The 21051-nt window shown below is 62.9% G+C and carries 19 protein-coding genes; 14 read left to right on the top strand and 5 right to left on the bottom strand.

Going from position 1 to position 21051, the window contains the following annotated elements; genetic code table 11:
• Nucleotides 1–72: 72 nt before the first annotated feature.
• Entirely contained in the window at nucleotides 73–1143 is a 1071-nt protein-coding gene (locus AC1DUR_RS11920) for an extracellular solute-binding protein (protein WP_477717452.1), read from the bottom strand.
• A gap of 141 nt (nucleotides 1144–1284) precedes the next feature.
• Here AC1DUR_RS11920 and AC1DUR_RS11915 point away from each other — a divergent pair, with 141 nt between their 5' ends.
• The gene (locus AC1DUR_RS11915) at nucleotides 1285–2184 is read left to right on the top strand and encodes a patatin-like phospholipase family protein (RefSeq protein ID WP_477717451.1); all 900 of its coding nucleotides are present in this window, start codon (nucleotides 1285–1287) and stop codon (nucleotides 2182–2184) included.
• Nucleotides 2185–2498: 314 nt separating this feature from the next.
• Here AC1DUR_RS11915 and AC1DUR_RS11910 read toward each other — a convergent pair whose 3' ends face one another.
• Nucleotides 2499–3041 (bottom strand): phasin family protein, encoded by a 543-nt coding sequence (locus AC1DUR_RS11910; protein WP_477717450.1) that lies wholly within the window; start codon nucleotides 3039–3041, stop codon nucleotides 2499–2501.
• Nucleotides 3042–3350: 309 nt separating this feature from the next.
• Here AC1DUR_RS11910 and AC1DUR_RS11905 point away from each other — a divergent pair, with 309 nt between their 5' ends.
• From AC1DUR_RS11905 to AC1DUR_RS11850, 12 genes are all read left to right on the top strand, one after another.
• Entirely contained in the window at nucleotides 3351–4301 is a 951-nt protein-coding gene (locus AC1DUR_RS11905; protein ID WP_477717449.1) for a histone deacetylase family protein, read from the top strand.
• Nucleotides 4302–4459: 158 nt separating this feature from the next.
• Nucleotides 4460–4903 (top strand): acyl-CoA thioesterase, encoded by a 444-nt coding sequence (locus AC1DUR_RS11900; protein WP_477717448.1) that lies wholly within the window; start codon nucleotides 4460–4462, stop codon nucleotides 4901–4903.
• A 50-nt stretch (nucleotides 4904–4953) separates the two neighbouring features.
• The gene (locus tag AC1DUR_RS11895; protein ID WP_477717528.1) at nucleotides 4954–5676 is read left to right on the top strand and encodes a nitroreductase; all 723 of its coding nucleotides are present in this window, start codon (nucleotides 4954–4956) and stop codon (nucleotides 5674–5676) included.
• 201 nt (nucleotides 5677–5877) lie between these two features.
• Nucleotides 5878–7755: an ABC transporter permease gene (locus tag AC1DUR_RS11890; protein ID WP_477717447.1), complete on the top strand. Its 1878-nt coding sequence runs from the start codon at nucleotides 5878–5880 to the stop codon at nucleotides 7753–7755.
• Complete coding sequence (locus AC1DUR_RS11885) at nucleotides 7755–8537, top strand: ABC transporter ATP-binding protein (RefSeq protein ID WP_477717446.1); 783 nt, start codon at nucleotides 7755–7757, stop codon at nucleotides 8535–8537. Before AC1DUR_RS11890 ends, AC1DUR_RS11885 begins: the two co-directional genes overlap by 1 nt.
• Before the next feature lie 76 nt (nucleotides 8538–8613).
• Nucleotides 8614–9282, top strand: a complete 669-nt coding sequence (locus AC1DUR_RS11880; RefSeq protein ID WP_477717527.1) for an ABC transporter ATP-binding protein — start codon at nucleotides 8614–8616, stop codon at nucleotides 9280–9282.
• A gap of 106 nt (nucleotides 9283–9388) precedes the next feature.
• The gene (locus AC1DUR_RS11875) at nucleotides 9389–9742 is read left to right on the top strand and encodes an FKBP-type peptidyl-prolyl cis-trans isomerase (RefSeq protein ID WP_477717445.1); all 354 of its coding nucleotides are present in this window, start codon (nucleotides 9389–9391) and stop codon (nucleotides 9740–9742) included.
• Nucleotides 9743–9783: 41 nt separating this feature from the next.
• On the top strand, nucleotides 9784–10971 hold the full coding sequence (gene pncB / locus AC1DUR_RS11870) for a nicotinate phosphoribosyltransferase (RefSeq protein WP_477717444.1): 1188 nt from the start codon (nucleotides 9784–9786) through the stop codon (nucleotides 10969–10971).
• Between the two features lie 145 nt (nucleotides 10972–11116).
• Nucleotides 11117–12523, top strand: coding sequence for a sodium:proton antiporter (locus tag AC1DUR_RS11865; protein ID WP_477717443.1), 1407 nt, complete (start codon nucleotides 11117–11119; stop codon nucleotides 12521–12523).
• 70 nt (nucleotides 12524–12593) lie between these two features.
• Nucleotides 12594–13580, top strand: coding sequence for a 2-hydroxyacid dehydrogenase (locus AC1DUR_RS11860; RefSeq protein WP_477717442.1), 987 nt, complete (start codon nucleotides 12594–12596; stop codon nucleotides 13578–13580).
• A gap of 31 nt (nucleotides 13581–13611) precedes the next feature.
• A complete protein-coding gene (gene rmuC, locus AC1DUR_RS11855) occupies nucleotides 13612–14949 on the top strand; it encodes a DNA recombination protein RmuC (protein WP_477717441.1) in 1338 nt (445 codons plus the stop codon).
• Between the two features lie 48 nt (nucleotides 14950–14997).
• Nucleotides 14998–16206: an MFS transporter gene (locus tag AC1DUR_RS11850; RefSeq protein ID WP_477717440.1), complete on the top strand. Its 1209-nt coding sequence runs from the start codon at nucleotides 14998–15000 to the stop codon at nucleotides 16204–16206.
• Between the two features lie 112 nt (nucleotides 16207–16318).
• Here the strand turns inward: AC1DUR_RS11850 and AC1DUR_RS11845 are convergent, their stop codons facing one another.
• The 3 genes from AC1DUR_RS11845 to earP form a co-directional block, all read right to left on the bottom strand.
• A complete protein-coding gene (locus tag AC1DUR_RS11845; protein ID WP_477717439.1) occupies nucleotides 16319–17182 on the bottom strand; it encodes an LOG family protein in 864 nt (287 codons plus the stop codon).
• Between the two features lie 98 nt (nucleotides 17183–17280).
• Nucleotides 17281–17835, bottom strand: a complete 555-nt coding sequence (gene efp / locus AC1DUR_RS11840; protein WP_477717438.1) for an elongation factor P — start codon at nucleotides 17833–17835, stop codon at nucleotides 17281–17283.
• A gap of 104 nt (nucleotides 17836–17939) precedes the next feature.
• On the bottom strand, nucleotides 17940–19067 hold the full coding sequence (gene earP, locus AC1DUR_RS11835) for an elongation factor P maturation arginine rhamnosyltransferase EarP (RefSeq protein WP_477717437.1): 1128 nt from the start codon (nucleotides 19065–19067) through the stop codon (nucleotides 17940–17942).
• A 220-nt stretch (nucleotides 19068–19287) separates the two neighbouring features.
• Here earP and AC1DUR_RS11830 point away from each other — a divergent pair, with 220 nt between their 5' ends.
• A complete protein-coding gene (locus AC1DUR_RS11830; RefSeq protein WP_477717436.1) occupies nucleotides 19288–21015 on the top strand; it encodes a DUF2235 domain-containing protein in 1728 nt (575 codons plus the stop codon).
• Nucleotides 21016–21051: the final 36 nt, after the last annotated feature.

Raw genomic sequence — 21051 nt, 5'->3', positions numbered from 1 at the left:
CATGAAAAAAGCCCGGTCACCAAAAAGATGACCGGGCTTTGCCGGGTAACTGCGCCCTGGGGCTTGCCTAGCTTACTTGTAGCCTACGCGATCAAGCATCTGCTGCACCTTCAGCTGGTTGCCGCCCACGGCGCTGATGGGAATGGTTTCCGACTTGAAGTTGCCGCCCGTCATGGCTTGCAGCGCCGGGTTGCTGACTTTCACGCTGGCCACGGCGGGCCATTCGTTGTTGCCGTTGGCAAAGTAGTTTTGCGCATCGGCGCTGGCCATGTATTCCATGAACTTGATGGCGTTGGCAGTGTTCTTTGCATTTTTGGCAACGGCTGCGCCCGCAATGTTCACGTGCGTGCCCCAGCTGTCCTGGTTGGGAAACACCACGCCGACGCGGTCGGCCACCACTTTGTCTTCAGGTGCGCTGGAGCGCATGATGCGCGCCAGGTAATAGGTGTTGGTCAGCGCAATGCCGCACTCGCCGCTGGCCACCGCCTTGATCTGGTCGCTGTCGCCGCCCTTGGGGTCGCGTGCCATGTTGGCCACCAGGCCCTTGAGCCAGGCCTCCGCTTTGGCCTCGCCCAGGTGCTCGGTCACGGCGCCAAACAGCGAGAGGTTGTAGGGGTGTGAACCCGAGCGGGTGCACAGCAGGCCCTTGTTTTTCGGGTCGGCCAGCTCTTCGTAGGTGTCCACGTCTGCTTTCTTGACCTTCAGCTTGTCATACACCACCACGCGCGCGCGGGTGGAGAAACCGAACCAGGTCGTGCCTTCGGCCGTTTCCTTGGCGCGCAGCTTGGCCGGAATGGCGGCTTCCAGCGCGGGGGACTTGATGGGCTTGAACAGGCCGTCCACGTCGCCTTTCCAGAGGCGGGCAGCGTCAACCAGCAAAATCACGTCGGCGGGGGAGGCCGTGCCTTCAGCCTTCAGGCGCGCCAGAATGCCCGCATCATCGGCATCCACACGGTTGACCTTGATACCGGTGGCCTTGGTGAAGTTGGTGTACAGCGCTTCATCGGTCTGGTAGTGGCGTGCAGAATACAGATTGACGACCTGTTCCTGGGCACTGGTCTGGGCATTGACACTGGCTGCGGCGCCAAAGAAGGCTGCGGCGGCCAGCGCAAGGCAGGCCAGTGAAGGAGCTTTTTTGAGCATGTTGGGAAAATCCTGAAAGGTTGGAACGGAGTGAGTGTAATACAAACGCGAATTATTCTCAATTGCCTTGGCTTCGGACGCAAGGCTCGCGGCAGCGCTGCTTCAGGTCCACGGGGGTGGAGGAGTGGGCCTGGCTGGCGCATGGCGCTGGCTTGGGGCATGGTGCTGCTGGCCGGTTGTGCAGCGCCACCCGGACCGCCGGGCCGGGCGCCCGCGCCACCCGCACCAGCGGCTGAGGTCGTGACCAAAAAGCCCCTGAAAATCGGCCTGGCGCTGGGCGGAGGCGCGGCGCGGGGATTTGCCCATGTGGGGGTGATTGCGGTGCTTGAAGAAGCCGGGCTCAAGCCCCACTACGTGGTCGGCACCTCGGCCGGCAGCCTGGTGGCTGCGCTTTATGCCAGCGGCAAAACCAGTGCCCAGTTGCAACAGACCGCCTTGAACATGCAGGAGGTCGCCATCACCGACTGGATGCTGCCGATTGTGGGGCGGGGCATGTTTCGCGGCGAGGCCCTGGCGCGCCATGTCAATGAGTTGCTGGCGGGCCGTCTGATTGAAGACATGCCCGTTCCGCTGGGTATTGTGGCCACCGACCTGAACAGCGGTCAGGCCGTGCTGTTCCAGCGCGGAGACACCGGCACGGCGGTACGGGCATCGAGCGCTGTCCCGGCGGTCTTTGTGCCCGTCAGGATCAATGGCCGTGAATATGTTGATGGCGGCCTGGTGTCGCCGGTGCCGGTGCGTTTTGCCCGGCAGATGGGTGCCGACGTGGTGATTGCGGTTGATATTTCCAGCCCGCCGGAGGCCAACCCGGCCGGCGATACGCTGCAGATCCTGCTGCAGACCTTTGCCATCATGGGTAAAAGCATCAACCACTACGAACTGAAGGACGCTGATGTGGTGGTGCGGCCTTCGCTGGCCGGCCTGAAGAGCGCCGACTTTTCAGCCCGGCAACGCGCCATCGATTCGGGCCGGGCCGCCATGCTCGCGGCGCTGCCTGCGCTGCGGGCCAAGCTGGAGGCCGGGGTGGTGCCGGCGCATTGAGGAAGGCTGCTTATTGAGCTTATTGAGCTTGTCGCGAGTGGCCGGGTGACCCTTGCGGCCGCAGGAGGCGGTTGCAGGAGGCGGTTACGGGAGACAGTTTCAAGCCCGTTGGAACAAAAAAAAAGCCCCGTCTTTCGACAGGGCTTCAAGGGGTCCGTGAACTGAATTTCTGAAAGGACCCGAGGAGACAACTGGTTGGAAGTGCTGCTTGGTCAAAAGGCCAAACAGGTTTTCGGTAGCAGGCTCCGTGAGAGTGGGCGTTTGCGCTGCGAAGTGTTTAGCCCCGCAGCGCAACATGCGCCGGTCTCGACGAATTAACGCTTTTTGGAGACAGTCTTGGAAGCGTTCACGGCAGAGGTAGCCACCGTGTTGAAGTTGGCTTCAGCGATGTCGCTGGCTTGTTTGACGGCTTTTTGCACGGACTCAAACGCGTTGTTGGCAGCAGCCACGGCGCTTTTCATCACGGCCACAGCGGTCTCGGAGCCAGCAGGTGCGTTCTTGGCGGCGTTGTCAACGATGCCAACAAATTTCTTCTGTGCGTCGGCAGCCTGGCCTTCAAAAGTCTTGCTCAGTTCAGCGCCAGCGGCAGAAGCGATGTCATAGAGGTGGCGGCTGTAAGCGGCGGTTTTCTCGGCCAGGGGCTGAACCAGGCCAGCTTGCAGGGCCAGCAGTTCCTGTGCGTCTTTGGCACCGAGGACGGCTTGCGTGTGGTTGGCGGTTTCAGCCAGGGCAGCCTTGGTGGCTTGCACGTTCAGTTCGACCAGTTTCTCAACGCCTTCGAAGGCTTTGTGGGTCAGACCAAACAGGGTTTCGATGTTTGCTTTGTGGGATGCCAGGATCTGTTCAGCGGTCAACATAAATTAATCTCCAATAAGGTTGATGAGGGACGGTAGTTGCTTTGCGCTGAATTGCTGCACTGCAACATAGGCTCAATTATAGGGAGCGGCCGCACGATGGCAAGCATTTTTTGCTGCAGTGCACCATTTTTTTAGGGGCAATGCCCTAGTTTGGGCTTTTCCCATATCCATGGGTCTCATGCTCCGTGGGCCTCATGCCGGGGGCCTTTCACGCGCTCGCGCGCTTCAGGCCACAATGGCAACTCGGCGCTGTGCGCTCGACGACGCAGCAACGGTTTTTTTTGCGCTCCTCTCTGGCCTACTCCCATCTTGCAAGCTTTCTACGCCGACAACTTCGTGCTGCCGCTGCCGCCCGGGCATCGGTTTCCCATGGGCAAATACAAGTTGTTGCGGGACCGTCTCATCCATGAGTTGCCCCGTGTGCAAATGATGCAGGCGCCGGCCGCCAGCGACGGCGAACTCGCCCTGGTGCATACGCCTGCCTACATAGAGGCCATCACCCATGGCACCTTGCCGTCGCCAGCCCAGCGCGAGATCGGATTTCCGTGGAGCCCCGGGATGGCCGAACGGGCACGCCGCTCGGCCGGAGCCACGGTGGCTGCGGCGCGGGTTGCGCTGGGGCTGGGCGCAGATACCCAGCGGCAGGGCATTGCCGCCAATATGGCAGGCGGCACGCACCATGCCTATGCGCACAAGGGCAGTGGTTTTTGCGTGTTCAATGACTCGGCGGTGACGGCCCGGCTGATGCAGGCAGAGTGGGGCCGCCGGAATCGCTCTGAGCGCAAGCCCTTGCGGGTGGCCGTGATTGATCTGGACGTGCACCAGGGCAACGGTACCGCCCACATCTTTGCCAACGATCCCAGTGTTTTCACGCTGTCATTGCACGGCCAGAAGAATTTTCCGTTCCGCAAGGAGGCGAGCGACCTGGATGTGGAGCTGCCCGATGGTTGCACTGACGCGCCGTATCTGCATGCGCTCGAGCATGCGCTCGACGAACTCGATCGGCGCTTTGAGCCCGGCCTCGTGGTGTTTCTGGCCGGTGCCGATCCATTTGAGGGTGACCGGCTGGGGCGTCTGGCGCTGAGCTTTGATGGGCTGGAAGCCCGCGACCGCCGCGTCTTTGACTGGGCCTGGCAGCGCCGCATTCCCCTGACCTTTTCAATGGCAGGCGGCTATGGCGTGAACATTGATGAAACCGTGCAGGTGCAGATGAACACCTACCGCGTGGCGCTCGAGTACTGGGCCAAATGGAATCCCTGATCAATCCCCTGAAAGGTCAACCGGGGCGGCAATATCAAGTGAGGTCTTCACCAGCAGGGGCCGCGGAACCGGCTCAGCCGGGCCGCAGGCGCAGCGCCCCCTCGGGGGGCAGCGAACCACACGAAGTGGGGAGCGTGGGGGCTGGCAAAATAACCCTCATGACGTCCCCGATGCGCCCCCAGGCAGAACTCCGCAGTGCATACAAAGCTTTTCGCGACATCGGCACGCGCTGGTCGGACAACGATCTGTATGGCCATGTCAACAACGTCATTTACTACAGCTGGTTTGACACGGCCGTCAACGGCTTGCTGATTGAACGCGGCGCCCTGGACATCCATGCGGGCAGCGTGATTGGCCTGGTGGTTGAGACCCAGTGCAATTACTTCGCCCCTCTCGCGTTTCCCGAGCCGGTGGTGGCGGGCATTCGGGTGGCCCACCTGGGCGCGTCCAGTGTGCGCTACGAAGTGGCGCTGTTCCCGCAGGATGATGCGCAGGCCTGTGCGGCCAAAGGCCATTTCATCCATGTGTATGTCGACCGTGCCACGCGCCGCCCGGTACCCTTGCCCCCTCAATTACTCTGCGTACTGGAGACCCTCAAGTGAAGCAAGCTGTTTTTCCTTCCCCTCCTGTTGTGGCCGGCGACTTTGCCGCAATCGACGCCTCCGGTAGCGTGTTTGCCCATCCCGTCAACGCGGTGGACCACGCCATCGAAAGCCGCCAGTCGATGCGCGACTTCCTGCCGACGCCGGTGCCCCGCGCCACCATCGAGCACCTGCTGGAGATCGCCAGCCGCGCGCCCTCGGGCACCAATACCCAGCCGTGGAAAGTCTATGTGCTGCAGGGCGCCGCCCGCAACACGCTGGTGGACAAGGTCTGCCGCGCCCATGATGCCCTGCGGGCCAATCCTGAACTGGCCGCCGAGTACAAGGAGGAATACGACTATTACCCCGAAAAATGGGTGTCGCCCTACATCGACCGGCGCCGTGAAAACGGCTGGGGCCTGTACGGGCTGCTGGGCATCACCAAAGGCGACAAGGACAGGATGCATGCGCAGCACCAGCGCAACTTCCGGTTTTTTGATGCACCGGTGGGCCTGATGTTCACGCTGGACCGCGTGATGGGGCGCGGCTCGCTGCTGGACTATGGCGCCTTCCTGCAAAGCCTCATGGTGGCCGCGCGCGGCCATGGCCTGCACACCTGCCCGCAGGCGGCGTGGAACGGCTTTGCCAAAATCATCCTGCCGCACATCGGCGCGGGGGCTGACGAGATGCTGGTCTGCGGTATGTCGCTGGGTTATGCGGACGAGGCGGCGCTGGTCAATACCTTCCGCACGCCGCGGGTAGCGGCTTCTGAATTCACGACCTGGCTTGATTAGTGGCCCCCACGCTTGTCGCTTCGCGTACTGCGCTGCCCCCCGAGGGGGCCGCTGCGCCTGCGGCCCGGCAAAGCCGGTTCCGCGGCCCCGGCTTGATCTGGATTGAAGCCCACGCTTGCTCACGGCGTGTAGCTATCGAGGCCTTGCAGGCCGCGGCTTGCGAGACGCTTCGCCTCCTATGTGCTCCAGAGAAGTGATCGCGTGACGGTTTCCGTGGTCCAGCTGCTGGGCGGGCTGTCGTACGCGACCACGCTGTTCCTGATGGCGGCGGGCCTGACGTTGATTTTCGGCGTCACGCGCATCGTCAATTTTGCGCATGGCAGTTTCTTCATGCTGGGTGCGCTGTTCACGGCGCACTGGGTCACCGAGTGGTTTCCCGCCTGGGGAGACAGTGCGCCGCTTTATCTGCTGGCCATTCTTTTGGGCGCCGCCTGCGCCGGACTGGTAGGCGCTCTGGCCGATTTCCTTCTTCTGCGGCGGATGAGCGGGGCACCGGAGTTGTACCAGCTGGTTGCCACGTTCGGCCTGACGCTGGCGCTGCATGACGCCATGCAGTGGGGCTTTGGCCCCGACGAGGTGTTTGCGCCGCGCTTTCCGGGGCTGAAAGGCTCACTGCAGATCGGCGAAGAGTTCTTTCCGGTGTACCAGCTCGTGATGATTGCGTTGGGCCCCCTGGTGTGGCTGGGCCTGCACCTGCTGCTGCGTCACTCGCTGTTTGGCCGGCGCCTGCGCGCCGCCACGCAAGACCGCGCCATGCTGGCGGCGCTCGGTGTCAATCCCAAACCGCTGATGCTGGGTGCGGTGGTCCTCGGCTGCACGCTGGCGGGTCTGGGCGGGGCCTTGCAGTTGCCCCGTGAACCGGCGCACCTGCAAATGGACATGAACGTGATTGTGGAGACCTTTGTCGTGGTCGTCACGGGCGGCCTGGGCAGCATAGGGGGTGCGTTTGTGGCGGCCTTGCTGATCGGCCTCGTGCATGCCCTGGGCATCGCCGTGCTTCCGCAGGCCACGCTGGTCATCGTCTTTTTGACCATGGCGGCGGTGCTGGTGCTCCGGCCCCAGGGGCTCAATGGTCTGTCGGTGGCTTCGCTGGAGGGCGTGCGCGAGCCGGCGCAGCGGTTTCGCGGCCTGGGTCTGGGGCGCTTCTGGACCGGCGCCATTGTCGCGGTGGTGGCGCTGCTGTCGGGCCTGGCCTGGCTGGGTGGGCCTTACTGGCAAACGCTGGCCGCCGATGCCTTGATCCTCACGATTTTTGGCATCAGTTTGCAGTCGATGATGGCGCTTGGCGGCCTGGTCAGCTTTGGCCATGCCGCTTTTTTTGCACTGGGCGGCTATGGTGCGGCCCTGTCGCACAGCCTGTGGGGTGCATCGCTGCCGGTTGCCCTGGCGACGGGTTGCGTTGCGGCCCTGGTGGTCGCCGCCGTGTTTGGCGCTGCGGTGGTGCGCAGCGCCGGGGTGTACCTGGCCATGCTGTCGCTGGCGCTGGCACAGGTGATCTGGGCCGGGGCCACCCAGTGGGTCAGCCTCACCGGAGGCGACAACGGCCTGATCGGGCTGGCCCTGGTGGAAGAGGAGGGCCGGCCGCTGTTTTTCGCGCTGCTGGTGGTGCTGGCGCTGGCTTGCGTGTTGGCGCTGCGCCTGCTGAGCCGGTCGGTCATGGGGGCGGCGCTGCAAGCTGTGCGCGACGCGCCCGCGCGGGCGGCCGCTTCCGGCTTGCCCGTGGGCTGGCTCAAGTACCGCGTCTTTCTGGAGAGTGCGGTGCTGGCAGGCCTTGCCGGCGGCCTGTTTGCCGCGCACAAGGGCGCGGTGTTTCCCTCCATCGCCGCGGTGGCTACCTCGGTGGATGCCTTGCTGGTGGTTTTGCTCGGCGGCGTTCACCAGCTTTGGGGCGCCGTGGTGGGCAGCGCCGTGCTGAGCTACGCCAGCGCCGAACTGGGCCGTGAAGTGACGTACTGGCGCGGGTTGTTGGGTGTCTTCATCATGCTGGTGATGGTGGCCTCACCGTCGGGTTTGCTGGGTCTGCTGGGCAGCCGTACCCGCCCCCGCCCCGCCGACCGTGCAACAGGGAGGGCGGGCTGATGCTGCAGGTTCAGCAACTGGTCAAGCACTTTGACGGTATCCGGGCGGTCGATGGCGTGAGCTTTCAGGTCTCGGCAGGCGAGTGCGTGGCGCTGATCGGGCCCAACGGGGCCGGCAAGTCGACCTGCTTTGCCTGCATTGCAGGCCAATATCCGCTCACCGGCGGCCACATCATGTGGAACGGCCAGGCGCTGGATCGGCTGGCGCCTGCTGCCCGTCTGGCGCGCGGCGTGGCACGCACCTTTCAGGTCGCGCAGGTTTTCGAAGCCCTCACGGCGCTGCAAAATGTGCAGCTGGCGGCGCAGGCGGGTCAAGCGGGTCAAGTGGGTCAAGTGGGTAAAGGGGGGCACGCGATTTCCGCGTTCAAGCGCCTGGATGGGCAGTCCCGCGAGGCGTCGCAGGCGCTGCTGGCGCAGACCGGCCTAGGGGCGCTGGCCGATGCGCCGGTGCTGAGCCTGCCTTATGGCGCCAAAAAGCGGCTGGAACTGGCTGTGGCGCTGGCTGCACGCCCACGGCTGCTGCTGCTTGACGAACCTGCCGCCGGCCTGGCCGAGGAAGAGCGGGCGGGCCTGATGCATCTGGTCAAAAGTCTGGCGGCTCAAGCCGGGCAGGGGATGGCCGTGCTCTACACGGAGCACAACATGGATGCGGTGGCAGGTGTGGCCGACCGGGTGCTGGTGCTGATAGAGGGGCGGCTGGCGGCGCAGGGTTCATTTGAGGAGATCTCCCGCGACAGCACGGTGCGCAGGCGCTATCTGGGTGAGGGTGCTGCTCATGCCTGAGGTGCGCACGGATGTTCCTGCTGACGTGTCGCTTGGCTTGCAAATTGGCGTGCAAACGGGGCAGGCAGACGTGCAAATGGACATGGACGTGCAGATGGACGTGCAAATGGACGTGGAGGGGCTCAATGCCTTTTATGGCCCTGCGCAGGCGCTGTTCGGCATTTCGCTGCAGGTCCGGCAGGGGGAATTTGTCGTGCTGCAGGGCCTGAATGGGGCCGGCAAGTCGACGCTGCTGAAAGCCTTGATGGGGCTGGAGGTGCGCACCGAGGGCCGCATCAGTTACCAGACGGAAGCGGGCCGCGCCGACATTGGGCGCTGGGAGACATACCGGCGGGCGCGCGCAGGCCTGGGCTATGTGGCCGAGGACCGGCGGCTTTTCACCGGCCTCACGGTCCGCGAGAATCTGGCGGTGGCCGCAGGCCGGGACGCGGCGGCGCATGAGGCCAGGGCGCTCGATTTGTTTCCGGTGCTCAAGACCATGCTGAAGCGGCCCGCAGCCCACATGAGCGGTGGCGAGCAGCAGATGCTGGCCATTGCCCGCACGCTCATGACCGGGCCGCGAATCCTGCTGCTCGATGAGCCTTGCGAAGGCATTGCGCCGGTGCTGGTGGAGTCCATCCGCGATGCCTTGCTGGCCCTCAAGTCAAACGGCATGCCCATGCTGGTGGTGGAGCAAAACCAGCTGCTGGCCGCCAGCGCCGACAGGGTGCTTCGGCTGGTTGCGGGTAAAGTCAGGGGTTCGTGAAAATACGCCTGTGCTCTTCCATGGGTTTTTCTTTTTTTTTCGGGATTTTTGGCTGCTTCCCCTCTTTTTCCTCCTCATTTTTTTCCATTTTCAAAAGGACATCGATATGACTACCACTACCACTTCATCAGGACTGCAATATGAAGACACCGTGCTGGGCACCGGTGCCATTGCCAAGGCGGGGCAGCATGTCAAGGTGCATTACACCGGCTGGCTCTACAACGGCGGCGTGCAGGGCGCCAAGTTCGACTCCAGCAAGGACCGCGGCCAGCCTTTCGAGTTCTCCCTCGGTGCGGGCCAGGTCATCCGCGGCTGGGACGAGGGCGTGCAGGGCATGTCCGTGGGGGGCACGCGCCGCCTGATCATTCCGGCAGACCTGGGCTATGGTGCGCGCGGCGCCGGCGGGGTGATTCCGCCCAACGCCACCCTGCTCTTTGAAGTGGACCTGCTCGGCACCTGACCATCTCCATTTCGATCCCGTCACGCGGCAAAGCCTTCACCATGATCATCACCAGCCTGCTCGACACCGACCTGTACAAGTTCACCATGATGCAGGTGGTGTTGCACCAGTTTCCCGGTGCCGAGGTGGAGTACCGGTTCAAGTGCCGCAATGCCGGCGCGTCCGGCATAGGCGACCTTGCACCGTATGTGAACGAGATTCGCGAAGAAGTCCGCGGGCTGTGCAGTTTGCGCTTTCAGGATGCCGAACTAGCCTACCTGAAAGCCATGCGTTTTATCAAGAGCGACTTTGTCGATTTTCTCGGCATCTTCCGGCTCAACGAGAAATACGTGAGTGTGATGGCCCTGCCGTCCGGCGAGATCGAGGTGTCCATCAAGGGCCCGTGGCTGCACACCATCCTGTTTGAAATTCCGGTGCTGGCCATCATCAACGAGGTCTACTTTCGCAATACGCAAAAGCAGCCCGACTTGACGGAAGGCCGCAAACGCCTGGACACCAAGATACTGGAGTTGCAGGCAGACGGCCTGCGCGAGCTCAAGATCGCCGATTACGGCACGCGCCGGCGTTTCGGCAAGGTCTGGCACGAGGAGGTGTTGCGCACGCTGGTGACCCGCCTGGGCACGGGCATGTCGGGCCAGCTTGCGGGGAGCAGCAATGTGCTGTTTGCCATGAAGCTGGGCCTGACGCCGCTGGGCACCATGGCGCACGAGTACCTGCAGGCGTGCCAGGCACTCGGGCCGCGGCTGCGGGACAGCCAGGTCTTCGGTTTTGAATCATGGGCCCGGGAGTACCGGGGCGACCTGGGGATTGCGCTGTCGGACGTGTACGGCATGAGTGCCTTCCTGCGCGATTTCGACATGTACTTCTGCAAGCTGTTTGACGGTGCCCGCCATGACAGCGGCGACCCGTTCGAGTGGGGCGAGCGCATGCTGGCGCACTACGTCAAAAACCGCGTCGATCCCAGAACCAAGACGCTGATCTTCAGCGACGCGCTCACCGTGCCGCGCACCATTGAGCTGTACCAGCAGTTCAGGGGGCGCTGCCAGCTGGCTTTCGGCATAGGCACCAACCTGACCAACGACCTCGGTTACGAGCCGCTGCAGATCGTCATCAAGATGATCCGCTGCAATGGCCAGCCGGTAGCCAAACTCTCGGACACGCCGTCAAAAAACATGTGCGAGGACGAAAAGTACCTGGCCTATCTGCGTCAGGTCTTCGAGATTGGCTGATGCCGGTATCCGGCGTTTCGCCAGGCGCAATGGCTACCTGGCGAGGGCCTGGCTTTGCCCGCTGGCCAGCGAGCGCGGGGGCATGCCTGCCACGAAAGCTCTGGTGAGAAGTTGAATAAATGAATAAAAGAATGAGGAGACAACAATGAGAGTTTTGCGCTGGTGTGCCGCCCTGGCCCTGCTGTGCTGTTTGCCCGGGCTGGCATTGGCCACCGAGATCGACGGTACCAGGCTGCCCTGGATATGGGCGATCCCCTTTGTGGGCATTTTGCTGTCGATTGCCGTGATGCCGCTCGTGCTTCCGGATTTTTGGCATCACCATTTCGGCAAGGTTTCCGCGGCCTGGACGCTGGCATTTTTTCTGCCGTTTGCCGCCGTATTTGGTCCGGCTCTGGCGGGCAGCAGTTTTGTGCATGCGCTGCTGGCCGAATACATTCCCTTCATCGTCTTGCTGACCGCGCTGTATACCGTCTCCGGCGGCATTTTCATTCGTGGCAACCTGCATGGAAGCCCGGGCCTCAACACCGCGATTCTGGCAATCGGCACCCTGCTTGCCAGCCTGATGGGCACCACCGGCGCGTCCATGTTGATGATCCGCCCGCTGATTCGGGCCAATGACAACCGGGTTCACAAGGCGCATGTGGTGGTGTTCTTCATTTTCCTGGTGTCCAATGCCGGTGGCTCGCTGACGCCGCTGGGAGACCCGCCCCTGTTTCTCGGTTTTCTGAAGGGCGTCGATTTCTTCTGGACCGTCAGCCACATCTTTCCGGAAACGTTCTTTTTGGCGGGCAGCCTGCTGGGTATTTTTTACCTGCTGGATCGCTGGTATTACAGCAAGGAGGGGGTGCTGCCGGTCGATCCCACGCCCGACACCCGTGCCATCGGCTTTGACGGGACGCCGAACTTCGGCTTGCTGGCCGCCATCGTGGCGCTGGTGCTTCTCAGCGGCTTCTGGAAGTCTGCCGTGGTGTTCAATGTGCTGGGCACCGAGGTGGGCCTGCCGGGCCTGCTGCGCGACGCCGGCCTCGTGGTGGTGACCTTGATATCCCTGCGCATCACGCCGGCCAGCGTTCATGAGGACAACCAGTTTTCATGGGGGCCGATGCAGGAGGTTGCCAAGCTGTTTGCCGGCATCTTTTTGACCATCATCCCGGTCATCGCCATGCTCAAGGCGGGCATCCATGGCCCGTTCAGCGCAATCATCTCGGCCGTGACGCGGCCCGATGGTCAGCCTGATCCGGCCATGTACTTCTGGGCTACTGGGGCGCTGAGTTCTTTCCTGGACAATGCGCCGACCTATCTGGTGTTCTTCAACACGGCGGGCGGCGACCCCCAAGCGCTGATGACAGCGATGGCTCCTACGCTGGCGGCCATTTCGGCCGGCGCGGTGTTCATGGGTGCCAACTCCTACATTGGCAATGCGCCCAACCTGATGGTCAAGGCCGTCGCAGAAGACCGCGGCGTGCGGATGCCCGGCTTTTTTGGCTATATGGCCTGGTCGGGCGCGGTGCTGATTCCGCTGTTCATCATCATGACCTTCATCTGGTTCTAGTCAACCATTTCAGATTGACCATTCAAGCCAACCATTCAACCGTTCAAGCAAAGAAAGTCGAGATATTCTCATGAGCAAACCCAAAATTCTGGTCGCACGAGCCGTCTTTCCCGAGGTGATCGCCCGCCTGGAGCAGCATTTCGAGGTGCAGGCCAACCAGGACGATCAAACCTGGTCCAAGGCTGAACTCACTGAACGTCTGCGTGACAAGGACGGCGCCTTCACCACCGGCGGTGACCGCATTGACGCAGAGGTCCTTGCCGCTTGCCCCCGGCTCAAAATCTGCGCCAACATGGCGGTGGGCTATAACAACTTTGATGTCGATGCCATGACAGCGGCCAAGGTGCTGGCCACCAACGCGCCCGATGTCCTGACGGAAACCACGGCGGACTTCGGCTTTGCATTGCTGATGGCCACCGCCCGTCGCATCACCGAGAGCGAACACTACCTGCGGGCCGGCAAGTGGACCAAGTGGAGCTACGACATGTTTGCCGGCTCCGACATTCACGGCGCCACACTGGGCATTCTGGGCATGGGCCGCATCGGGCAGGGCATCGCCAAACGTGGCGCGCTCGGGTTTGGCATGAAGGTGATTTACCACAACCGTTCGCGCCTGGAGGCCGCACTGGAAGCTGAATGCAAGGCCAGCTATGTGAGCAAGGAGGAGCTGCTCAAGACCGCCGACCACCTGGTGCTGGTGCTGCCATACTCGCCGGCCTCCCATCACACCATAGGCGCGGCCGAGCTGGCCCTGATGAAACCGACGGCCACGCTGATCAACATTGCGCGCGGCGGCATTGTGGATGACGCCGCCCTGGCCGCCGCCCTGCGCGACAGGCGCATCGCCGCTGCCGGTCTGGATGTGTTCGAAGGCGAACCCAAGGTGCATCCTGATCTGCTGACCGTGCCCAATGTGGTGCTGACGCCCCACATCGCCAGCGCCACCGTGCCCACACGACTGGCGATGGCCAACCTGGCGGCAGACAACCTGATCGCTTTCTTCGATGGAAAAAAGCCCCTGACTCCGCTGAATCCTGCGGTGTTGACTGTCCAATAAATAGCAACATAAATAGCGAACTGCAGACCCGATGGACTACTGGTTGATGATCATTCTGCTGCTGGCCAACCTGCTGTTGCTGGTCTGGCTGCTGGTGCGCAAGCCCGCCGACAGTGGCCGTACCGAATTGCTGGCCGGCATGGCGGCGGGCCACGACCGCGTGGAGCGTGAACTGCGGCGCGAAATCACCGACAGTGCGCGCAACGGCCGCCAGGAACTTGCGAGCACCTTTGCCACTTTTCAGCAGACGCTGGTGCAGCAGAGCGCCGAAGCCATACGCACGCAAAACACGCAGATCGATGCGTTTGCGCAGCAACTTGCGCTGCTGCAAAAAACCTTGTCGGATACCCTGACGACGCAGCTGCAATCCGTCAGCGAGTCCAATGCCCGGCGCATGGTCGAGGTGCGCGAAACGCTGGAAAAACAGCTCGCGCAACTGCAGCAGACCAACTCGGCCAAGCTCGACGAGATGCGCAAGACGGTGGATGAAAAGCTGCAGACCACGCTGGAGACGCGACTGGGCGAGAGCTTCAAGCAGGTGGCAGATCGGCTTGAGCAGGTGCACAAAGGATTGGGCGAGATGCAGACGCTGGCGCAGGGCGTGGGCGACCTCAAGCATTTGCTGACCAATGTCAAGACGCGCGGTATTTTTGGCGAGGCCCAGCTGTCGGCCCTGCTGGAGCAGGTATTCACGGTCGACCAGTACGCGGCCCAGGTGATTACCCGGCGTGGCGGCAAGAACCCGGTCGACTTTGCCATCAAGCTGCCGGGCCGGTCCGACGCCGGCGATCCCCTGTGGTTGCCGATTGATGCGAAATTTCCCAACGAGGACTACGAGCGCCTGCTCGATGCGCAGCAGCGCGCCGATGTGCTGGGCGCGGAAGTGGCCGGCAAGGCGCTGGAAGTCCGGATCCGGCTTGAAGCCAGGTCGATATCTGAAAAATACATTGAGCCGCCATACACCACCGACTTCGCCATCCTGTTCCTGCCCACGGAGGGCCTCTACGCGGAAGTGCTGCGCCGCCCCGGCCTGATGGAGAGCCTGCAGCGCGACCACCGCATCACCCTGGCCGGCCCCACGACGCTGCTGGCCATGCTGACCTCCCTGCAGATGGGCTTCAGGACGCTGGCCCTTGAAAAGCGCTCCAGCGAAGTGTGGCAGGTGCTCGGTGCGGTGAAGACCGAATTCAGCAAGTTCGGTGATGTGCTGGCCAAGGTGAAATCGCAAACCGAAACCGTCCTCAACACCTTGAGCAGCGCCGAGCAGCGCAGCCGTGTGATGGGCAAGGCCCTGCGCAATGTCGAGGCCTTGCCGGACGCCGAGTCGGCCCGGCTGATTCCGATGGACAAGGATTTGGATGAGAGTTGAGTTGCGTTGCCTTGCGTTGCATGACCCGTCCCCTATGACCGGTCCTGCATGACCCGTGAATTGGCCCGCCTGATCCTGGCGCAGATCTGCCTGCATGCCTGCATGGCCGGCACACGCATGGCGGCACCGCTGCTGGCGCTGCGTGAAGGCTATAGTCCTGCGGCGGTTGGTGTGTTGCTCGCGCTTTTTGCCGTGACCCAGGTGTTTCTGGCCCTGCCTGCAGGCCGCTTTGCCGATCGGCACGGCCTCAAGCGCCCCATGGGCTTCAGTGTGATGGCCGCCGTGGCAGGTGCCAGCGCCGCCGTGGCCTTTCCGGTGTTCCCGGTGCTGTGCTTGGCCGCATTGCTGACAGGCGGTGCTACGGGGGCCGCGGTTATTTCACTGCAACGCCATGTCGGGCGCGCGGCATCCGGGCCTTTGCAACTGAGGCAGGTTTTCAGCTGGCTGTCGATTGGCCCCGCCGTTTCCAATTTTGTCGGGCCTTTCACGGCCGGGCTGCTGATCGACCATGCGGGAGCCGCGCCCGGCAGCCTGGAAGGCTATCGGGCGGCTTTTTTCCTGATGGCGGTGTTGCCCATCACCAGCTGGTTTCTGGTCCGGCGGACGCGTGAACTGCCGCCGGTGATCGCGGCGACCGGTGGCACGCAACCCAAAGCCTGGGACCTGCTGCGCGAATCCACGTTTCGCCGACTCATGCTGGTGAACTGGTTTTTGTCGTCCTGCTGGGATGTGCACACCTTTGTCGTGCCGGTGCTAGGTTTTGAACGAGGCATCAGCGCCTCGGTCATCGGCTCCATCCTGGGGGCCTTTGCCGTCGCCGCGGCTGTCATCCGCATGCTGATGCCCCTGTTGGCCGCCCACCTGCGGGAGTGGCGCGTGCTGGCGGGCGCCATGCTGGCGACGGCAGTCCTGTTTGCGATTTACCCCTTGATGCAGTCGGCGCTTGGCATGGGTATCTGCTCGGTGCTGCTGGGCTTTGCCCTCGGCACGGTACAGCCCATGATCATGAGCATGCTGCACCAGATCACACCGGAAGCGCGCCACGGCGAGGCGCTGGGGCTGCGGCTGATGGCGATCAATGCCTCCAGTGTGCTGATGCCCATGCTGTTTGGTTTCGCCGGCGCCCTGGTAGGCATTGCGGGTGTCTTCTGGGCCACCGGTGCGCTGGTGGGAGCCGGGTCGCGCACGGCCTGGCTGCTGCAGCACAGCCTGCCATCCCATGACGGGCACTCCGGGCAGAGTCCGCCTCGGCGGTGACCCGCGTGACGCACCGTCTTACACGAAGTGAAAGAGCGGGGCGGTGTTTCTGCGCCGCGCATCGCCGCGGGGAACAAGCGCCGCCGGGCGAACGCGAAAGCACCGGCCGTCGTTATAGCTGGTAAAAGCCCTTGATCGCGTCCCAGGCGGCCTGCGGCTCGTCGACATACTGGAACAGCTTGAGGTCTTCCGGTGAAATCGCGCCTTCTTCGATCAGTACGTCAAAGTTGAAGAGCCGCTTCCAGTACTCGGAACCGAAGAGCACGATGGGTACCGGCTTGGCCTTGCCGGTTTGCACCAGCGTGATGACCTCGAACAGTTCATCGAGCGTTCCGAACCCCCCTGGAAAAGCCACCAGCGCCTTGGCGCGCATCATGAAATGCATTTTGCGCAGGGCGAAGTAGTGGAACTTGAAGTTCGCTGAAGGTGAGATGTAGGGGTTGGACGATTGCTCGTGGGGCAACACAATATTGAGTCCCACCGTCAGCGCTCCCATTTCCTGGGCACCGCGGTTGGCCGCCTCCATGATGCCGGGGCCGCCACCGGTACAGATGAAGAGTTGCTCGGATGGCGGGCGATGGTTGCTGTAGGTCGCAACCAGGCGCGCGAACAGGCGTGCCTGGTCATAGTAGTGCGCATTGCGCGCATGGCGGCGGGCCAGCGTGAGCGCCGCCTCGTCGCCGCTTTCCTCGGCCAGTTTCACGCTCACACTGGCCTGTTCGGGTGCGGGGAATCGCGCACTGCCGAACACCACGATGGTGTTTTCAATGCCTTGCTCGTGCTGCTCCAGGTCGGGTTTGAGCAACTCCAGCTGAAAACGGATACCGCGGGTTTCGCGCCGGAGTAAAAATTCCGGGTCGGCAAATGCCAGCCGGTTGGCATCTGCGTGTAGGGCATAACCCTGGTTGGAATGCGCCTGCAGCTCCGCCCAGGCATCAGCCAGCCGGCTGCCGGATAAGTCTTGTGTTTGGTCCATAAGCCATTGTCAACGATTGGGGCGGCGGCGTGCAGGGTCAGCCTGAAGTAAAAAAGGCTCCGTGAGGAGCCTTTTTGAGCCGAGGGCAAGCCCTCTTTTTACACGCGCTTGCGGTACTCGCCGGTGCGGGTGTCGATTTCCACGACATCGCCTTGCGCCACAAAAATCGGCACACCGATTTCAAAGCCGGTAGCGATCTTGGCGGGTTTCAGGACCTTGCCCGAGGTATCGCCTTTGACGGCGGGCTCGGTCCAGGTGATTTCGCGCTGGACGCTGGTAGGCACCTCGACGGAAATGGCCTTGCCGTCATAGAACACCACTTCGAGTTCCATGCCGTCTTGCAGGTAGTTCAGCGAGTCGCCCATGTTTTCGGCTTCGACTTCGTACTGGTTGTACTCGGAGTCCATGCAGATGTACATGGGGTCGGCGAAGTAGGAGTAGGTGCAATCCTTCTTGTCGAGGATGACCTGGTCCATCTTGTCATCGGCCTTGAACACGACTTCGGTGTTGAAGTTGGCGATCAGGCTTTTGAGCTTCATGCGCACGGTGGCGGAGTTGCGCCCACCGCGGCTGTATTCGGTCTTGAGCACCACCATCGGGTCTTTGCCGTGCATGATGACATTGCCAGCGCGTATTTCTTGAGCGATTTTCATAGCAGTTCTACTTGAGGGTAGGCCGCCGAACGCTTGCACCTGTGTGCGGTTCTGCGGCGGGTTGTGCGGCTCGCCCAACAGGCTGATCCGCAAAGCCTTTGATTTTAACGGTTTTTTGCCACAAATTCGAGCAGGCGGCAACCCAGATCATCCTGCGCCAGCAGGCGGGACCGGGCTGCCAGTGTGGTTATTTGCCACGCCGGCAAGTCCGGCGCCGGGCAGGCACCGCCGGCCAGTTCGATTTCGTCCGCATTCCAGTGCGCATGAAAGGCCCGCAATGAAGGAGGGGCATCCAGCATGTCGAGAAAGGCGTGCAGCTTGGCCTGGTGTGCGTCATCGTGCTGTGGGTAGATTTGCCAAATGAAAGGTTTGCCGGCCCAGAGGGCGCGCACCACGGAGTCTTCACCGCGTACAAAATTTAGGTCGCAGGCCCACAGCAGGTGGTCGAACTGCGCTTGTGGCAGCAGCTTCAGGTGTGAAATGGATAGCAATTTGTGACCGTTTGCCACGGGTTGGGGCCAATTTTCATGACTCAAAGCGGCTTTCACGGCATTCCCCGCCCGTCCGGCCGCTACCAGCAGGCGCACCGGCTGGCCCTCAAGGCCGTGCGCCGCAAAATGCGCCAGCAGGCCTGGGAGCGCGGACGGCTCGTAACAAAACAGCGAAACCAGCTTTTCGCCGCGCCATGGGATGGACTGGGCTGCCAGCCAGGCAGCGCGGTCAAACCCGGCCTGGCGTTCAGCCAGGCCGGGCTCGCGCAGCAGGCCTCCGGTCGAAGGAGTGAAGCCGGGGTAAAAAAACCATTTGATCCAGCCGGCGGCCGGTCCGCCCTGCACGGGTGAAGGCATGGCGTGGCAGCGTTCCACATAGGGCTCGGCGGACAGGTATTCGAGGTTGATCCAGACAGGTTTTTTGCCGCCAGCCCCTGCACGCCGGGCGCAAGCAGTTATGAATTCAGGCGCAATTTCGCAGCCGAAGGCTTCGATCATCACGTCGGATGGCTGGTGGTCAAGCGCGGCCGTGGCCAGGTCCAGCGGCTCGCGCCAGGGCAGCACGCGAACGCCCTCGCAACCGTCGGGGGCCATCCAGCCCAATGCCGACGCATCATCGACCCATAGCCGCACCTGGTCGCCGCGCAAGGCCAGGTCGCAGGCCAGGCGCCAGCACACGCCGATGTCCCCGAAGTTGTCGATGACCTTGCAAAAAATATCCCAAAACCGCACGTCAGCCATGCAGGTATTGTGATGCCAGGCGGAGGGCCCCCACTGCCCAACTGCGCAACTGCCCAATGGCGCCACGGGCTGGCTGCGTCCGGTCTGCCGGTGAATATTGCCCGAACGGCTTGAAGCGCAGGCGTGGACGCTGTAAACACCGGGTCTGTGGCTATGCTTGCGTGCTGTAGTGCAATGCGATGGGGATGCGAAGTCCAGTGTGGCAAGAGGAGGAAAGCCCATGACACCCAGGCAATTGATCGTTTGCTGCGACGGCACCAACAACAACCTCACGGGTGGCAGCCACGACACCAACGTGACCAAGCTGTGCGACCTGCTGGCACCTGAAGCCGGCGGCCAGCTCCTCTATTACGACCCCGGCGTGGGCAACCCGGGCGAGTTGCCGGGCGCGACGGTGTCGGACAGCATCAGTCGTCGCTACGAACGTCTGTACGGGCTGGCGTTTGGCAAGGGCATCTACGAAAACATCGCCGAGGCCTACCTGTTTCTCATGCGCCACTACCGGGCCGGTGACCAGATTTTTTTGTACGGATTTTCACGCGGCGCCTTCACCGCGCGCTGCATTGGCGGCCTGGTCACGCAATTCGGTCTGCTTCGGCCCGAAATGGACGGCCTGGTACCCACGCTCCTGCATGTCTATTTTTCCGACCGGGAAAAAGGCAAAGACGAGTACCGGCGGATCAGGGACCAGATCAGTGAGCTGTTTTGCGCCGGTGACAGCCGGTTTGCCCCGATCTGGTTTGTCGGCGTGTGGGATACCGTGGCATCCGTCGGTGCGCCCTTCCTCAGCCGGACCATCACCGCGTCGCCCACCATCGTGGGCAAGCGCTTCCATCATGTGCGCCAGGCGCTGGCGCTGGACGAGTACCGGCGCTCCTTCGAGCCCCGTCCCTATTACATCGACCCGGCTTTCGACTATGCGGCGCACGGGCAAAGCATCCGGCAGCTGTGGTTTTCAGGCGCGCACTGTGACGTGGGCGGCGGCTACGTCACCTCGGCCGCGCGGCTGTCCAATGAGTCGCTGCAATGGATGCTGGAAGAGTCTGTGGCGTGCGGGCTGCGCTTGCCGGCCAGCCTGTTGACCGCATTGGGCCAGGTGGATGCCCAGGCTGTGCTGGACGCCCAGAGAACGACGACCGGTTTGCCGCCTTTCATGGCCGTGCCGCAGGTGCACAGCGAGACCCGCGAGACACCCCTCTGGGCGTTGACCGGCCTGCAACAGCGCAATCCGCATGGGGTGGAAGACCCGAGCGGAATCACCTTGCCGGCCTACCCGGTAGAGCACCCCTGCGTCGCGCAATTGAAGCTGTCCTTTCCCGCCGACACGGTGTGGGTCAAATCGCGCCCGCTGTTCGGGTTGGCCGTCGCGGCGTTGTTGCTGCTGGCTTTCTGGTCAGCGGCCGGCGGGCTGTTGAGCGGGGGCATCTCCCCGGGCACGATGTCCCTGTGGCAATGCCTGAAGGTTCTTGTCACCGCGCTGCCGGAGGCCGCAGCCGCCAACCTGGCGCTCGCGCGCTGGCAGGTCGGCTGGTGGCTGTCGTGGACCTACCCCACGGCAAGCCTGCCTGCCTTTGGGTCCGTGGCGGGGGCACTGTTGGCCGATCTGGGCGTGATCGCCGCCTACGCCTACCTTGTTTCGCGCGGGATGACCTGGGCGTTTGCCCGCGTGGCCGGGCTGCGCCGGGCTTTTCAGCGGCCGTCGGCGGCGCTCAATCTCCTGGGCCTGAGCGGCTTGCTCATGGTTGCGGCCGATCTGGCAGAAAACCTGTTCACCGTGATGATTGTTTGTTGGTTTCCGGCTTCATTTCTTCCCCAGGCAGAAGTGTTGGCGGGGCTGGCAATGACGGCCGCCACGCTGGCCAAGTGGGCCGGACTGGCAGGCTGCGCCGCGTTGCTGGCCTGGGGCGCTGCCAGCCAGTGGCGTGCCGGACGTCCCGCCGAGAGCTGAAAAGCCACGGGGCAGCGGCAAGCCGGCGGCATAACG

It is taken from the genome of Polaromonas sp. P4_F4 (genome assembly GCF_056401355.1).
This window is presented reverse-complemented; position numbering and strand designations above follow the sequence as displayed.

Coding starts and splice junctions, on each gene's coding strand:
- AC1DUR_RS11860 (WP_477717442.1), top strand. CDS start 12,594: ATGAGCAAACCCAAAATTCTGGTCGCACGAGCCGTCTTTCCCGAGGTG.
- AC1DUR_RS11915 (WP_477717451.1), top strand. CDS start 1,285: ATGGCGCTGGCTTGGGGCATGGTGCTGCTGGCCGGTTGTGCAGCGCCA.
- AC1DUR_RS11865 (WP_477717443.1), top strand. CDS start 11,117: ATGAGAGTTTTGCGCTGGTGTGCCGCCCTGGCCCTGCTGTGCTGTTTG.
- pncB (WP_477717444.1), top strand. CDS start 9,784: ATGATCATCACCAGCCTGCTCGACACCGACCTGTACAAGTTCACCATG.
- efp (WP_477717438.1), bottom strand. CDS start 17,835: ATGAAAATCGCTCAAGAAATACGCGCTGGCAATGTCATCATGCACGGC.
- AC1DUR_RS11845 (WP_477717439.1), bottom strand. CDS start 17,182: ATGGACCAAACACAAGACTTATCCGGCAGCCGGCTGGCTGATGCCTGG.
- earP (WP_477717437.1), bottom strand. CDS start 19,067: ATGGCTGACGTGCGGTTTTGGGATATTTTTTGCAAGGTCATCGACAAC.
- AC1DUR_RS11885 (WP_477717446.1), top strand. CDS start 7,755: ATGCTGCAGGTTCAGCAACTGGTCAAGCACTTTGACGGTATCCGGGCG.
- AC1DUR_RS11880 (WP_477717527.1), top strand. CDS start 8,614: ATGGACATGGACGTGCAGATGGACGTGCAAATGGACGTGGAGGGGCTC.
- AC1DUR_RS11875 (WP_477717445.1), top strand. CDS start 9,389: ATGACTACCACTACCACTTCATCAGGACTGCAATATGAAGACACCGTG.
- AC1DUR_RS11900 (WP_477717448.1), top strand. CDS start 4,460: ATGACGTCCCCGATGCGCCCCCAGGCAGAACTCCGCAGTGCATACAAA.
- AC1DUR_RS11850 (WP_477717440.1), top strand. CDS start 14,998: ATGACCCGTGAATTGGCCCGCCTGATCCTGGCGCAGATCTGCCTGCAT.
- AC1DUR_RS11830 (WP_477717436.1), top strand. CDS start 19,288: ATGACACCCAGGCAATTGATCGTTTGCTGCGACGGCACCAACAACAAC.
- rmuC (WP_477717441.1), top strand. CDS start 13,612: ATGGACTACTGGTTGATGATCATTCTGCTGCTGGCCAACCTGCTGTTG.
- AC1DUR_RS11920 (WP_477717452.1), bottom strand. CDS start 1,143: ATGCTCAAAAAAGCTCCTTCACTGGCCTGCCTTGCGCTGGCCGCCGCA.
- AC1DUR_RS11910 (WP_477717450.1), bottom strand. CDS start 3,041: ATGTTGACCGCTGAACAGATCCTGGCATCCCACAAAGCAAACATCGAA.